Consider the following 14,887-nt stretch of genomic DNA (forward strand, 5'->3'; position numbering starts at 1 on the left):
AGCCGCTTTCGAAAGCGGCTCTTTTGTTTTTAACCCTGTTTAACGGTGTATTGCACCAAAGGTGCCTCAACCTTGTCTTGGGTAAATTGTTTACTAATGTGTTCATGAACAAAATAGTACGTTTCCCAATACGTAGTGGCTTTTGTCCATACCCGCACATCAAAAAAGATGGCATTTTCGGTGAGTTTAGTAACCAATACATCGTGCTTGGTGTCATTGGCATATGAACAGGCTGCAATTACTTCTTCAATACTGGCACGGATCTTATCAACTCCGTTTTGACTGCCTGCCGCGAAAACCATATCTACCCGAATGTCACCTTTCGTCGAAATATTGGTGATCGGCCCTGTTGATAAAGGCCCATTGGGCAGCGTAACTGTTTTATTATCTACCGTAACCAATACCGTGTCAAAAATGCGAATAGCTTCTACGTGGCCCGTAAAACCTTGAGCGGTAATTAAATCGCCTACGCGGAAAGGTTTAAAAACCAGTAACAGCACACCGCCTGCAAAGTTGGCTAAACTGCCCTGCAAGGCCAATCCAACGGCCAAGCCCGCAGCTCCCAAAATGGCAACAAAAGAGGTAGTTTGAATGCCTAAAATCCCTGCGCAGCTTAATAAAAGCATTACAGTCAGGCCAACCGTAACCAATGATTTAAGAAAAGGCTGCACATCGCGGTCGATATGACTGCTATTCATTCGGTTACTAATGAAGCGGCTAATGCGACCGATGAGCAAACGCCCAACGATAAATACGGCAATGGCCAGTAAAATTTTACCCCCATATTGCGTAATGGCCAAAATGATTTGGTCTTTGATTGAAGCAAGATTCAGTTCCATGAAATAACAGTAGGTTTTGTTCTATTGCTTGGACTAAATATGTACCGAATTGGTCACGTATTAAAACCCATTATTTTTCATGGAATAGCGTTAATAAACCGCTACAAGCTCGATCTCAATACATTTGTCGGGTTGGACCAATGCTGCTACGCCAATTGTTGAACGACAGGGTTTTATGGGATTTTCTTTCGTTCCAAAGTATTGAGCATATGCATCGAACCACCCTTGAAAATCAAATTTGTTGTTTTGAAACATATCGGGTGCAATATATACCCGCAGGAACAATACGTCTTTAAAGGATAGTTTTTGCTTATTCAAAGCCGCCTGCAATTTTTTCAGGATGCTTAATGCCTGTGTTTTGGTATTGCCAAAACGCCCATAAGTACCTACTTGGGCGCTGCTGTCGGCTGCGTCGGCGACAATTCCGCTGGACCAAAACATCTTTTTTCCTTCCGGAACAATTGCTCCCGATGAAATAGCAGAGGAAGGATTACCGAAAAATTCAACAGTTTGGGCATGTGTTTGAGGAGAATACAAAATGAAGAGGGCAATGATCCCAATGAAACAGAATAACTTTTGCATAATTTAAAGGTTTTGTGTTGCTGAATAGTAGAGTCTTGAAATTTAATATTTTATAGTACCTGTTCAAAATTAGTTTAAATTATTGGCGGGTTGTTTGACGGCAGCGGCCGACCGCCCCATCCGGGACGGCCGGCCGCTGCCGTCAAACAAAATAATGCAAACTAATTCTTATGGCTTACTTACTGTAAAATAGGCAAAATTATATTTTGCGCCAGTCCTTTTTAAAAGTAGATTTGGTAAAAGTTATTCATAGATTGCCGGAAGGCCGCTCGGCAAAATATATTTCATTCAACATTCTAATCCTTCCATTATGAATCGTCGTAGATTTATCCAACAGGCCGCAATTGCGGGTGGTTGGGCGGCTGTAGGCAGTACGGTTGCTGCTTGTGCTACTACTGCAAAAGGATATGCAGATAAGCATTTCCAGATCAATATGGGCTATTATCGTATCCCAAAACTGCGCCTTTCAATGGACAGGATTGTGAGAGAAACCGTAGGCTTACGGCCTTTTCGAACCATTGGGCCGCGGTTGGAATCTGAGCAAATGGGCAACAAAACCCTCGTGCACAATTATGGACATGGTGGCAGCGGTTGGTCGCTGTCGTGGGGTTCGGGGATGTTGGCGCGGGAAGAAGTCTTGAAAACGGGAGTGAAACGCGTAGCCGTCATTGGAGCAGGTACTATTGGACTTACCACCGCGCGGCTCTTACAGGAAAAAGGCATTGAAGTGACCATTTATGCCAAAGACCTTGCGCCCAATATAACAAGCAGTTTGGCAACGGGAACATGGTCGCCGTCTTCCAGAGTATGTGACCCTTTAAAAGCCACTCCTGAATTTAAGTCTTGGTGGGAAAAGGCCACCCGCTTGTCGTTTCGGGCGTTTCAATTTCAATTGGGACTGAATGATATTATCTCATGGGTAGATGAATACAATGTTTTCAACGAGCCGCCCGGAGCACATTCCGCAACCGAAGTTTTTGAAGATCCGGCAGGATTGGTGCCGGAACGGATAATGTTGACCAAAAAAGAACACCCTTTCAAGGCCGATTATGTATCTCGACGTTCAAACTTAATGATCAATATTCCAACCTACCTTCACAAACACATGACCGATTTTCTGTTATTTGGTGGAAAGGTGAAAATCCACGAGATCAAACGGATGGAAGATATTGATGCTTTGCCCGAAAAATGTGTGGTCAACTGCATGGGATTAGGGGCTAAAGCGATTTTCAATGACGAGCATTTAACGCCCGTTTCGGGCCAGCTTTCCTGCCTGATTCCACAGCCGGAAGTTACTTATAAACTCAATACCAAAGGCGCGAGTATTATCTCCCGAAAAGATGGCATTTATTTAGGCGGCAATGGAATTGTAGGAAACTGGGACACTACCCCGAGCCGTGAGCAGACCGAAAGAGTAGTGGGTATTTTGCAAAAACTAATGGAAGATATGCGCAACTAAAAAATATTTTCAGGGGTATTCCAACCCTTTTGTCTCATTTAGAGTCTTTGTGAATAGGGCTACCTATTAACGCAGACATTTCTATTCGAAATAAGACATCTATTGGGGTAAACAATAGACCTATGTGCCAAAAAAGCGTGATCTCTGATCGCGCTTTTTTTTATTGCATCACCAATACGAAAAACTCAAATTTTATAAATACCGTTTTCCTGTAACTTTATTTTTCCTTCTTTTAACAGGCCGCCGATGGCCTTTTTGAAGTCTTTTTTTGACATTCCAAACGTGCTGTGAATCACTGCCGGATCAGACTTATCAGTGAAGGGCAGCATACCGTTTTCTGCCTCGACCAATTTTTCGTACAAAACGGTTTTGCTGTCGGCAATGCGGTTGTAGGATTGCTCTACCAACGATAGGTCTATCTTTTGATCTTCTCGGATCTTTTTAATATACCCTTTTGTCGGCTTGCCAAGATCAATGTTTTTAAAGACCTCGCCGTGGTACAAAACGCCCAAATACCGTTGATTGATAAGTGCTTTGATGCCCAGATCGGTGTATTCAAAAGGAAGAAGTTCAACCTCCATTCCTTCCTTCAATTCAGAAATATCTTCTTCCAGAAAACGGTCAATTTTGGCCGAAGCCATAATTCGGTCGGTTTGAGAATCTAAGTGAATAAACACCAGAAACGATTTGCCGACGAGCATGTTGTCGCGCTGTTGCTTAAACGGAACGAATAAATCTTTGGGCAAACCCCAATCCATAAAAACCCCCGCCGATGTAACGGCATTGACCGTCAGGTAGGCAAATTCTCCCACCGTACCGGCCGGTTCAAGCGTTGTGGCAATGGCGCGATCTTCGGAATCACGGTACACAAAAACATCCAGATAATCACCGATTTCAACGCCTTCGGGTACATATCGGGTCGGAACCAAAATCTCGTCTTCGTATCCGTCCAAATAAATTCCAAAATCCAGGCGTTTCACGACTTGAAGTCGATTGTATTGACCCATTCGCAAACGGCGATTTCCCATGTTGTACTGACTTTTTAGTAAGTTTTACTGATTGTGAACCATAATTCAGCGTAATGAACGCCATGAATTACTGCAAAGGTAACTCTTTTGCCGGCAAGGGCTAAACGTTACAGCGGAAAATGGAAAAGTGGAGAATGGATAATCGAAAAAGGGTTGTCAGCCGGTCGGGTTGTGAGCAACCTTCCGCACCGGAAAGTGTATCTCGTGCGGAAGGTTGCTCACAACCCGACCGGCTGTTTATTTCACGTAAATAAGAAATGAAGCAATGGGAACGAATGACAGATTCAAAGCCCCGGAATGCCCAAAATCAGGTTTGGATTGGGACAAAGTTGCAGAAATCGCTCACGTTCGCGCAACGTACATACGCCCGGAAAGTCTCCTTTTAAGCCAAGCATATCGGTCATGAGTTGAAAATGCAGGTGTGGTGGCCAGTCACCGTTGATGGGAAAGTGGCCGATCCCGGCGATTTGCTGCCCTTTTTCAATGGATTTTCCTTCATATAAGCCTTCCAATGACTCGGCACTTAAATGTCCATATAAGGAGTAAAAAAGCCGGTTTTCCAGTTGATGCTCCAAAATAATGGTCGGGCCATAATCGCCGAAGTTGGCATTGTTGGCAAAACTGTGAACCCGCCCTTCCAAAGGGGCAAAAATGGGTGTGCCGGCCAACGCCCAAATATCAACACCAAGATGAATACAGCGCGGCTCGTCGGTTTGTTGAAAATGCGCACTGCGGCGATAGATCATGCGGTGTTCGTTGTACCCACCTACACCTACCGAAACATTTGCCTGATGCAGTTTTTCAAACACATATTCTGAAAATAATTGACTGCTTTGTAGGTCAACATATTCTAATTCAGTGTTTTGCTCGGTAAAGTCCAAAACTAAAAAACCATCTTTCTCCCAATCAAACGGCACAACGGGCGCAAATGAAACTTGGTATTTTTGTAATAATTCAGTGATCAACATTGAAGCAGCTTAATACTTTGCGATTTTTTCCAAACGACTCAACGCCTTGGGTTCTTTAGGGTCAATGATAAGAATAGCCCGGCAGACCGAACTCATATAATCGCGGTCTTCCGCGTATTCCAGCCCAAATTTATCGGCCTCCTGCGCTTTGTTAAGCAATTTGGTGAGCGCGCGTTGTTTGAGGGCAGGGTCTTTGAGCGACAGACGGGCATATTCCTGATAATCAGGTATATTGAAAAGCGAATCTGCCTGATGGGCAAGTGCCACGGTATCTAAAGTAACAACGGCCTTTTGAGCATTTAGCTCGGTAGAGTCGGTTTTTTGAAACGTTACATCTTCTTTTTTATTTCCACCAAAATAAATGACTGAAGCTGAAATAATCACTAATACCGCTACTCCTGCTAAAATAAGCAGTGTGGTATTGTTGGATGGTTTCTTCGGTTTTGGGTCGGAACGAACGTAACCATCACCTTCTTTTACGTCATTTTTTTGAGGATTAGACTCTTCTTTCAACGGTTTTAAATCGGAGGAAGACGAGGAGCCAAAAGACTCAAAAGAGCCTGAACTGCTTCCCATACCCGCAAAAGGGCTATCCTCAAAGATTTCCGTTCTATCCTTTAAATGTGATTTTTCTTCAACTACCGGCGGCGGCGGCGGGGGAGGAGGAGGAGCGGGTGCTTTGCGAATATCCTGTAAAATTTCCTCGGCGGTCCGGTAGCGCTGATTGGGATTGACCATCAGGCATTTTTTGATGATGGACGCGTACGGTTCTTTAACTTCTTTAAACGACTCCGGCAGCGTTTGTTTGTTCATTCGCTCGTACACTTGCCGCAATGTACTTTCTGAACTGTCGTCAATTTTATAAGGCACTTCACCCGTCATGATCTCGTGTAGTATGACCCCAAAAGACCACAGGTCGGTATTGCGACGAATTTGCTCGCCTTTGATCTGTTCGGGAGAAGCATAATTGAGCGTGCCGCCTTTGAAACTTTGCGAGATCACGCTATTGGAGATCGAATCCGAAAATTTGCTCAGACCAAAATCGGTGATCTTGGGAACGTACTTGCCGCGCCATTTCTGAATCAATACGTTACGTGGTTTAAGGTCGCGATGTACTACGCCCTGCGCGCCCGTATTATGTAAATGACGCAGGCCTTCCAAAATACCGACGGCCAGGTCGTGCTTTTCGGTATCGGTCAGTTTTTGATTTTTGATGATTTTATCCAGACTGCCCATAGGATAATATTCCAATACGGCAAAGTCATGCAATCCCGCCCATTCGACCGAAAAGCGGTAACATTCATCGTATAGGGCAATATGAAGGTGTGGGTCTACTTTGCCAACGGTCTCAAACTCATGTTTGAGCGAATGGCTTTCGTTAGACATATTGACGGGCGCCACTTTGATAGCTACGGTCGAGCCGCTTTCGGTATCAACTGCCCGAAAGACCTTCCCGAAAGCCCCTTCTCCCAGAATATCGTTGGAGGGGTCGTAGCGATAACGTTGTTTAAATTGCTCGTAAGTCATAAGACGCAAAACATCCAATTTCGATTATGATAGCCAAAATACAACGGTTTTGGTTGAAATGCCTAACTATTTTTATCAAACGGTGAGAATATGTGCGCATTAGCCCTTTACCCATCGAAAACCAACGCCGGCATTATCGTTTGTAAGTTTGATCCGTCACGGACGTAATAGCTATTCCATATATAAGTGAACTAATGCGTTTGCACTCATAAAAAGCGCTGAAACAGAGAGCGGAAAGAACAACGAGCATCAAACGACTTTTTCCACTTCTTTTATTCATAATATAAAGAATGAGGCTAAAGAATCTTTTACCGTTCGATAAAAATGTCTAGGGCGCATATTTATAGTTTTGTAAATTAGCACTCAGTAAGCAAGATGCTGTGTTACAACGAATAACGAAACAACTCTAATGCAAGTAATCCTGATCGGAAGAGGACAACAACCGTTGCCGGGACAAGTGGTACTTAACTCACGGGGAGTGTCGGGACAACATGCCCGGGCCGTGATCGACCCTTCCAAAAATACGGTAGTACTGGAAGATATGGGCTCTACCAATGGGACATTTGTGAACGGATTTCGTATCAAACGCAAAAGCATCAGCCACAATGATATTATTCTGGTGGCAGATCAGCGATTGAGTCTTCAACAGATTCTTGATGCAGCCCGCACTACCCGCGAAGATCCCAACGATTATTCGCTTGAATTCGGGAAGTTGCAGAATGTATGGGACAGTTACCAGTTATTGCTCCAACAGGCTCGGGGTAACAACGGAATGGATACGTTTTTTACGGCCTGCGTCATTATTGCGCCGGCATTGTTAGGAACTTTTTTTGTGCCGGTCCCCGGTGTTGGTACTGCGGTCGGCAGCGCCGTTGGATTGGCCGCCCGTGAATTGTTGAGCAAGAACAAATCGGCCAAGACGCAAAATCTGGTCACTGACATTGAAAATGACTTTAAAATCCAGTACGTATGTCCCAAATGCAATCGGTCATTGTACGGCTTTCCTTACGAATACCACAAAAAGCAGCGCCTGTGCGTACAGTGCAAAGCAATTTGGGTAAAATCATGAACCTTTAAACGCTGAAAATAAATGAGTCTTAATGAACACACCCAGTTTTTCGGCGGGCCTAATGAGCCTGCTCAAAAAACGCCGCCGCTTTCTCCTCCCAATATGCCTCCTTTAGCGGCCACTCCGCCGCCGCCTGCTGCTACACCGGCACCTGTTGCCCCAAAACCTAAAAAAGACTATTCTAAAGTAGCCGGAGCGTTGGCGATTGGAGCGGTAGCGGTAGGAAGCGTGGGATTTATCTCATGGACGGTGTTTGAAGGAGAAGAAGCACCCGAACCGGTAAAACCGGCGGTACAGGCACCGACAGATTCGATTGTGCCCGAGTTGCCCAAAGAAGAATTTATAGAATCGCCGGTGGCTCCCGTTGAAACTCCTTCGCTTCCACCCCCGCCACCCCCTGCCCCCAAGCCATCGGGAGGAGCGCCCAAACCTAAACCTGCCCCCGAACCGGAGCCGGTAGCAACACCCGTATTGCCGGATGAGATCAAAATCGCGGAAGTGAGCGACGACTCAGAATTCAAAGATGCGTTTATCGAAGCGCGCGATCAAGTGGGCCCCGGTGGACTTTTTGAATACAAAGGTCAATGGTACAGCACGTATTCCATCGAAGAGTGGAATGTGATGCCCAAGGATATGCAAACGGAATTCACTAACCGAATTGAGCCGATCGTTAATCCCGTTGAAGTGGAAGAGCCTGCTGCGGTTGTGGAAGACAGCCCTGACGTTGTTAAATTGGATACGGACAATGACGGCGTGGAAGAAACCACAATGGCGGATAAAAATCACGACGGATTTGCCGATATTGTGATCAAAGACGAGCCGGGAGAAGGGATTTCAGGGTATATGTACGTGGATAAAAACAACGACGGAAAACTCGAAACGGCATTCCCAATATCTGACGAAGGGGAAGTTTTGGAAGACAAAGCCGAGATCCTGGAAAATCCGCTTCAGGTTCCTATGAATTCAGATACTGCTTCCTCAACTGCCAATTCATTGTCAAGCTTGGGAGAAACGGAAGTGGTGGATTTGGATACAAACGGCGATAGTGCATTGGAAACCGCCGTGCCGTTGGGCCTTGACGGGCATCCTATTATGGCACAGGTGACAGAGACTCCAAGCGCTGTTCCTACCGAAGATGCACATTTGCATCATATATTGGATTACGGTTCGCATGATGCTTCCGTGACCATAGAAACAGATTTAGCAACAGATGATGATTTATTCACAGCTTAAAGAACAATTATAGACATGTTGGATGAAACCGGAATGCTGGGTACTCACAAACAGGAACAACCCAAGCCACAGCCTCCTAAACCGCAGCCTCAACCCCAACCACAGTCAGGTCCGGCACCTGCCCGTGAGTTACCCAAAATATTCAGTCCCGATAAAATGTCGCCGACAGAGATGGCGGGTGCAGGAATCGTGATGGTCGGAAATATTGCTTTTGTGTCTTGGTGGGCCATGAATCAGGAGCCTTCCGAAGAAGTAGCCGAAGTAATGGAAACTTCGAGCGGAATCGCCACCGACGTGATCAATGCCGCCAATTTAGATAAGCCCGCCGATACCTCTTACATCGTTCCTCCGCTGCCACAACCCGTTGCGGAACAATCCGGCACAGCTGCTCCCATTTTGGAAGTAGCGGAAGTAAATCAGGAAGTGCCTTTTAAAGAAGCCTTTGATACGGCACGGGCACAGGTAGGTCCGGGTGGTATCTTTGAATGGCATGGCCAATGGTACAATACGTATACTTCTGAAGAATGGACGGGCATGACGCCGGAAATCAGAAACGACTATGTATCTTTGGTACAACCCTACGTGGAAGGCGACCAGCCCATGCCTGACAGTTCTTTGGAAGATGCCCTTTCCGGGCACCGTGGCCATGTAGAGGTAGCGCATGTGGAACATGCACAGCCCCACCACCATGATGACCATCAGGGACATTTGGAACAAACTGCCGGTTTGGTGCCTCCCACGGATAGCTATCATTTGGACTCGTTGGATGATTTATTTACGAACACCTAAAAAAGCCCCTTTAGTGGGAAAACACAGGTTTTTATACATCGATTGGTAAAATATGTTTGAGTACGTTTTTCGTTGCAAGGAGTGCCAGCACACCAAAAAAGGACAGTCGCCGGTCAAATTATTGCCCGGCAGTCCGGCCAAGCTGAATTGTGTACAGCAAAGACCCGAAAAGTGTGTCTTTGTCGTTACGCAGGAAGCAGGTGCGCCGGCCTCTCCTCCGACCAACGAATTTATGCCTCCTTTATCGCCTCCTACCGGGTTTCAACATATCACAAAATCGGCAGGAGGAAGCAACCCTTTGTTTGCTCAACCCAATCCGGAGGATAATAAAGCGCAAAATGATATTTTTCAACAAACCGGTACCGTAGGGTTTTTAGTGGTTCACGATGAAAATGCCGCCGCCCAAACGCACCCTTTGCGCATTGGTCCAAACGTTATCGGCAGAAAAAGTTCGTTGCCAACGGCAGACATTCTGATCGAAACAAACGATGCCATGATGAGTCGTCGGCATGCGGTAATTGAAGTGACCCGTGATAAATTCGGACAGTTTCAATACCTGATCGCGGAAGCCGGAAGTCGAAACGGGACGTTTGTGATGGGTGCTAAAGACGCCATGCGTAAGATAAAACTAGAGCCGGAAGACCTGATCTATCTGGAAGACAACGATACCATTCAAATGGGACGAACAAAGGTGGTTTTGCAAACGACCAAAGCGGCAAGCAGCGCCAGAGATGCCGCCCGAAACGTGCAGGGAACTGATTATTCCAAAACCATTATTTGGTAAAAGATATGCTTTTGATCCGCTATTTGTATTTACCTAGCCAAGTATACGATGCCGTATAGTATCTACCCGCCTTTGGGATTCACATTTCAGGGACAGCGCGAAAACAACGAGGATTCGGTGTATCCCGAAGTTGGTGCCGCTACTGTTCAAAATCGCTTTTTTATCGTTTGTGATGGTGTCGGAGGAGCCCAAAAGGGAGAATTGGCCAGCCACATTGCCGTGTCGGGCTTTGCTGAATACCTCAACAATCATACAAGCGCTGATTTTTCGGAAGAGGTAATTGATGAGGCACTTACGCATGTTCAAAAACAATTTGACGAAATGCTGGCCGTTCAACACCTGCTCAAAGGCATGGCGACCACTTTTACATTGGTTGCTTTTGGGGAAGATGCGGTGCATGTCGGGCACATTGGCGACAGTCGGATCTATCAAATTCGAAATGGAACGATCGTCTATAAAAGTGAAGACCATTCGAAAGTCAATTTCCTGTTGAAATCGGGCCTGATCTCGGCGGAACAGGCGCAAAATCACCCCGAACGCAACGTTATCATGCGCGCGATTCAGGGATCGCACAAAGACACGCAGATGGAAATTCATACGCTGACCGATGTGAAGCCCCGGGATTATTTCTTTCAATGCACAGACGGGGTGCTCGAAAATGTGAATGATGATGCTCTTTGTCAAATTCTGGAAAGCGAAGAGACCAACGACAAAAAACTTCAACTGTTACTGAATCTTTGCGACGGAAATACGCGTGATAATTACTCCGGCTATTTGGTTCAGGTAGCAGATAATGAGCCATCTAAAGCGGCAAAAGAATGGATCGAGCCTATGCAGGCAATGGCTGCTTCGTCCGATAATACCGTTAAATTTAAAAAGACAATAGCCGAATCGGAGCCGGTTGCTTCTTCCACGCCGGCCGAAACTCCCAAAAGCAATCGGGGACTTTGGTATTTGGGAATATTGGTATTGATAAGTGCTATTTCATTAGGAGCCTATTTTCTTCAGAAAAAAAAGCCAACGCCAACGCTTTCCGAAACCGCACCGTCACCAACATTGGAACAGGAGGCGATAATACAGTCGGATACCTCAAAACCAATTGAATTTAAACCTCGGTCGACGTCTTCCCTTCCCATTGTAAAAGTGCCGCATTTATCCGCCAAACTCAAAGCAGCGACTTCTGCGGCAGTGGTCGATACAACTGCCAAACCCACTTCAAAGGTGATTACACCGAATTCAACGGCGTTCGGTAAAGCCAAAAAAGATACGGCTTTATCAAAAACGCCCGGGGGGTAGCACGCTTACCGGCAGCCATTCCAATTTTTTTGAACCGTTTTCTAAGAAAGCAATTTTACAACAATGGCTTAGGCGTGATTTTGCGTAAATTGCAGGGAACCATTTAGAGGCAGAAATGATACTATGATGATAATGAGAGGATGGCTTTTAGTGTTATTAATGGGATTAAGGATCGGTAGTTGGGCGCAATGGAGTGGTGATTTGACACAAAATACGCGCGTCTCCAGCGATGCAAGTACTGTTTATAGCTCAACACTTTATGGAATAGCAACAGATGGTGCGGGAGGCTACGTCATTGCGTGGGTTGAACGTGAAGCGAATGCGTCGGCCATGTATGTCCAACGTTACAATGCTACAGGACAATCCCAATACACCCCGGCGGCAGGAAAACGGGGAAGGCTTCTTTTTTCGGTCACCGGGCTCAGTTCTCCTACCTGTGCGGATGGAATAAAAAGCGTGGGTTTATTTCCCGCTGAAAGTGCGGGTCAATCCATTATAGTGTATAAAGTCGTCAGAGGGTCAAATACCGAATTATATTATCAATCAGTAACGGTAAGCAACGGAGCGCCGCAAATTTCAGCAAACGGAGGCATCGGCCACCAGTTGGCGGCATATAATAGCGGTGACCTGGAATGGAGTGCTTCATTTATACCAAGCGGAGGGAGATTGGCGGTGGTCTCTACTTCTAAAATTGCCGGTGGAAGCTCAGACATTAAGCTCTCTCTGATCAATTTGAGCAATATCGCTACCGCTCCCACCACCGAAGTTGCCTTAGAAAACGAAGCGGGAGATCAGATCAGACCACGCGTTTTCGGTTCGGCTTGGAGCAGCGGAATTGTGATTTTTGTGGCCCATTCAGACCTGAATCGACAGCTTCATGTTAAAAGATATACACTCAGCGGCAGTACATTGACCCAAACTCATAAAAATCGGATTGATAACTCCGGGGATATTGAGCAGGTAATCCATATTCAGAATGCGATTGTTCAACCTGCTACGGATGAACTGGTCGTTTATGCCCGTAACAGCGGCCAGATCGGATCGGGGACAGATGTACGCGCGCACCGTTTTCGCCACAGCAATGGAACATTGATCGGGGTGACGAATATCTTCAAATCGTCGGCGCTCAATCAGGTAAATGTGGCAGCCGGTATTTCCGGACTGACCTGTTTTTTATACCTCAATCAGGCGGATAATGCGCAGGTAATGCGAATTTTTGACGGAACAACCTCAAAAACCAACGAGATCGAAGTAATTGCCAGAGGGTATAATGGAGGAGGTTGTTCTCTGTCAGGTCTTCTTGTAGAGGATGCGTTTATGGGTGCCAAGAAATATTTTATGACCGGTGTGTTTAATTTTCAACTGTTCGGACAATCCGTGAGCATTGATAATGCGTTCCAAGTCACGCGCGATTGGGGTAATACCGGAAAGCCGATCTGTAACCGCACTGATTCGAAATTTCGGCATAACCTCAAATTAGCTGCCAATCCGGGGGCCGCCAATCCGTACATCGCCGTTTGGGAAGATGAACGCAATCAAAGTGGTTCCTGTACCAAAGATGTATATACGCAGGTATTGGATGTTAACGGGAATCCGCCCATAACAGTCACTATTTCCAAACCGACCCTCAACCGCACGTCGATTTGTGTTAAAGATACCTTACGCATCAGTTTTACTACCACCGGCACGTTTCCGGTAGGAAATATCTTTACCGCCGACATCATGAATGAAGCGGGCACATCCGTGGTGTTGACCAATTTTACGGGCGCTACCTTAAGTCCGATTTCGATTGTACTTCCGGTGGGCTTGCCCAACGGCAAATTTCGTATTCGGGTAAAAAGCAGTACGCCCGTGGCTAACAGCATTGAAAACAGCGATATTTTTACGGTAACATCTAATCCGACCATTACAGCCAATGCCAACGGTGCCAAGCCTTTGGCCGTATGCAGTGGCACGGCTGTCACGCTTTCGGCCTCCGACGGTTTTACTGCCTATAGCTGGAAAGGCCCTTCGGGTTTTACCAATACCACCAAGAATCCGGCAGTGAGTTCCCCTGCGTCGGGCTATTATTCAGTAACGGGAACGGGTTCCTGCGGCACCGCCAAAGACAGCGTTCAGCTTACGATCAATGTCCTTCCCAAAGCCACTGATTCCACCAATCGTACCGGCTATGTTGTGGGAGAAACCATTCAGTTAAAGGCACCTGCCGGAACAGGCTATACCTATGCATGGACCGGGCCGAATGGATTTACTTCAACGCAGCAAAATCCCACCATCGCCAATGCCACGGTTGCCATGAGCGGCAGTTATACCGTCACGGTATCAGCCAATGGCTGTCAGGCAAAGAATTCACTCACCATTACGGTGGCTACCAAGCCTGTAACAGGCGTGACGAATGTTACGTTGAGTGCGGCCACGGCGTGCCCCAATACCGAAGTAACGGTTAATTTTACCATTCAACCTTCAGATGGAGCCGGCACTTTCAATGTGTTTTTGCTCAATGCAAGCGGGCAAAAAGTTGGAAGCAGTTTGGCTACCGGCAGTAGCAGCCCCCTTAAAGTGCGTATTCCTGATGCAACAACGGTGGGTGCGGGGTATAAATTACAGGTAGAAGCCTCCGCAACAGTCAGTGGGCAAAGCGGTGCTTTAACGGTGCTGCAACGGGCGTCGGCGCAGATGCTGAGTCCGCGCGGAGATACGTCGGTGGTGTTTCGCAAAGCGGGCGATAATCTGAATGTTCGGGTACGGGTGCAGGGCAGTGGGCCATTCACACTTACTTTCAGCGGTGGAACGCGCACCGTACGCAACGCCGGCGATACGACCCTGAGTTTTCGCATCGAAAATGAAACCACGTTCAGTTTTCAGGGAGTAACGGGTGCCTGTGGAGCCGGTACGTTGAGTGGAGTACAAAGCGCAAAGATCGCGCTCAAACGCGTGGTGGCCGTTGAAGTGGATAGCTTGAGCCTCCCGGCGGTTCGGGTATTTCCCAATCCGGTGGTGGACAAACTGACCATTGAACTCAGGGATAATTTACCACTTACAAACGTAACGGAATTACGGTTATTTGACATAAAAGGCAGTGAGGTAAAGCATTTTTCTTTCCGTACCTTACAGCATTATTGGGATCTAAGCAGTCTTCCTTCAGGCTATTATGTGTTGGAAGTAATGCGTAATAAAAGTCGATACACGTTTAAAATCAGGAAAGACTGATAAAAAATCGGGGATATACATTCTGAAAAAATATACCTTTTGACCGTTTGATAAGAAAGTAGCCGGTAAACCCACTGCTTGATTTCGGTTTTGTGTAAATTGC

At 46.4% G+C, this 14,887-nt stretch carries 13 protein-coding genes; 8 read left to right on the forward strand and 5 right to left on the reverse strand.

All coding sequences use genetic code 11. From position 1 onward, the window contains the following. Window positions 1-29: 29 nt before the first annotated feature. Together ACQY73_RS32300 and ACQY73_RS32305 are read right to left on the reverse strand one after the other, a co-directional pair. Window positions 30-839 (reverse strand): mechanosensitive ion channel family protein, encoded by an 810-nt coding sequence (locus tag ACQY73_RS32300; RefSeq protein WP_428658371.1) that lies wholly within the window; start codon window positions 837-839, stop codon window positions 30-32. Window positions 840-929: 90 nt separating this feature from the next. Further along, entirely contained in the window at window positions 930-1,421 is a 492-nt protein-coding gene (locus ACQY73_RS32305; RefSeq protein WP_428658373.1) for a RidA family protein, read from the reverse strand. A 310-nt stretch (window positions 1,422-1,731) separates the two neighbouring features. On the opposite strand from ACQY73_RS32305, the gene ACQY73_RS32310 reads away from it, so the two are divergent. Further along, window positions 1,732-2,880: an FAD-dependent oxidoreductase gene (locus tag ACQY73_RS32310; RefSeq protein WP_428658375.1), complete on the forward strand. Its 1,149-nt coding sequence runs from the start codon at window positions 1,732-1,734 to the stop codon at window positions 2,878-2,880. A 185-nt stretch (window positions 2,881-3,065) separates the two neighbouring features. Here ACQY73_RS32310 and ACQY73_RS32315 read toward each other — a convergent pair whose 3' ends face one another. Beyond that, entirely contained in the window at window positions 3,066-3,908 is an 843-nt protein-coding gene (locus tag ACQY73_RS32315; protein ID WP_428658377.1) for a CvfB family protein, read from the reverse strand. 119 nt (window positions 3,909-4,027) lie between these two features. Here ACQY73_RS32315 and ACQY73_RS32320 point away from each other — a divergent pair, with 119 nt between their 5' ends. Further along, the gene (locus tag ACQY73_RS32320) at window positions 4,028-4,162 is read left to right on the forward strand and encodes a hypothetical protein (protein ID WP_428658379.1); all 135 of its coding nucleotides are present in this window, start codon (window positions 4,028-4,030) and stop codon (window positions 4,160-4,162) included. A gap of 30 nt (window positions 4,163-4,192) precedes the next feature. Here ACQY73_RS32320 and ACQY73_RS32325 read toward each other — a convergent pair whose 3' ends face one another. Both ACQY73_RS32325 and ACQY73_RS32330 read right to left on the reverse strand, forming a co-directional pair. Then, entirely contained in the window at window positions 4,193-4,876 is a 684-nt protein-coding gene (locus ACQY73_RS32325) for a peptidoglycan DD-metalloendopeptidase family protein (protein WP_428658380.1), read from the reverse strand. Between the two features lie 9 nt (window positions 4,877-4,885). Continuing rightward, window positions 4,886-6,403, reverse strand: a complete 1,518-nt coding sequence (locus ACQY73_RS32330) for a serine/threonine-protein kinase (protein WP_428658382.1) — start codon at window positions 6,401-6,403, stop codon at window positions 4,886-4,888. 409 nt (window positions 6,404-6,812) lie between these two features. Between ACQY73_RS32330 and ACQY73_RS32335 the strand changes: the two genes are divergently transcribed. From ACQY73_RS32335 to ACQY73_RS32360, 6 genes are all read left to right on the forward strand, one after another. Then, window positions 6,813-7,472: an FHA domain-containing protein gene (locus tag ACQY73_RS32335; RefSeq protein WP_428658384.1), complete on the forward strand. Its 660-nt coding sequence runs from the start codon at window positions 6,813-6,815 to the stop codon at window positions 7,470-7,472. A gap of 21 nt (window positions 7,473-7,493) precedes the next feature. Further along, a complete protein-coding gene (locus ACQY73_RS32340; protein WP_428658386.1) occupies window positions 7,494-8,705 on the forward strand; it encodes a hypothetical protein in 1,212 nt (403 codons plus the stop codon). Between the two features lie 15 nt (window positions 8,706-8,720). Continuing rightward, window positions 8,721-9,494 carry a hypothetical protein gene (locus ACQY73_RS32345; protein WP_428658388.1) on the forward strand — a complete coding sequence of 258 codons (774 nt, stop codon included), beginning with the start codon at window positions 8,721-8,723 and terminating at the stop codon, window positions 9,492-9,494. Between the two features lie 52 nt (window positions 9,495-9,546). After that, entirely contained in the window at window positions 9,547-10,278 is a 732-nt protein-coding gene (locus tag ACQY73_RS32350; RefSeq protein WP_428658390.1) for an FHA domain-containing protein, read from the forward strand. Window positions 10,279-10,326: 48 nt separating this feature from the next. Beyond that, entirely contained in the window at window positions 10,327-11,574 is a 1,248-nt protein-coding gene (locus tag ACQY73_RS32355) for a PP2C family protein-serine/threonine phosphatase (RefSeq protein ID WP_428658392.1), read from the forward strand. A gap of 132 nt (window positions 11,575-11,706) precedes the next feature. Then, on the forward strand, window positions 11,707-14,784 hold the full coding sequence (locus ACQY73_RS32360; protein WP_428658394.1) for a T9SS type A sorting domain-containing protein: 3,078 nt from the start codon (window positions 11,707-11,709) through the stop codon (window positions 14,782-14,784). Window positions 14,785-14,887 lie beyond the last annotated feature (103 nt).

This window comes from Runella sp., assembly GCF_965279615.1.
Classification (GTDB): domain Bacteria; phylum Bacteroidota; class Bacteroidia; order Cytophagales; family Spirosomataceae; genus Runella.